Source organism: Desulfobacter latus (genome assembly GCF_013389365.1).
GTDB lineage: Bacteria > Desulfobacterota > Desulfobacteria > Desulfobacterales > Desulfobacteraceae > Desulfobacter > Desulfobacter latus.
In genome coordinates this window covers 1-742 of sequence record NZ_JACADJ010000172.1, presented here as the reverse complement: position 1 = coordinate 742, position 742 = coordinate 1, and the positions used below count along the sequence as shown (strand labels likewise).

Genomic DNA, 742 nt, shown 5'->3' with positions numbered 1-742 from the left:
TAGAGGCCGTCATTTTCGATCTGCTAAGGGTTACAAAAGTTATTGATAAGAGTACTATGCTGATTGATTCCACTGTACTACCCAACAATATTTCTTATCCAACAGATATCGGGTTGATTTTCAAGGCGTTTAAAAAAATGGAGCAGGTAGCCAAACAATATCATATTCCCTTGTGGTGGGATGATAAGGAACTCAAACAACTATATCGCGAATACAATTTAAATCGGAAAAAGGATCAAATTATATTTCTATTTTTTGAAGCTCTCTTGATATTTTCCCGTGGATTGCGGACATTTGAAAAAATTGTTCAAAGCCTTGAAGATTCTGACACGAACAAAGAAAAAGTTCTGAAACTTTTAGATCTGTTGATGTTGTTTCATAAACAGAATGAACAGAAACTTGCAGGGGAAAAACATATTCCAAACCGGATTGTATCTTTTGATGAACCCGATGCCCGACCGATTAAAAAAGGTAAAAAGCATCCAAACTGTGAATTTGGAAGTACGCTTCAGCTTTCATTCAATCGCCAAGGTTTTATGGTTACAGTGGAAAATTTCATCGGAAAGCCTAATGATAAAACCCTGTGGTCAGATACAGTCCGGTTGTTTGAAGAAAAAATGAAAGGATCTCCTGAATATGGCATAGGAGATCAAGGCTATCGCAGCATGGTAAATCAAACAATCCCCAAAGACACCTCACATATTTTTCTGGGCAAAAGTTCGGATGTTGACGAAAAAGAACA

Annotated in this window: 1 protein-coding gene; it reads left to right on the top strand. The window is 36.9% G+C overall.

Translation table 11 applies throughout. The features are described 5' to 3' along the window. Nucleotides 1-56: 56 nt before the first annotated feature. Nucleotides 57-742 (top strand): hypothetical protein (locus HXW94_RS18825; protein WP_178368420.1); only part of this gene is annotated, 686 nt, incomplete at its 3' end.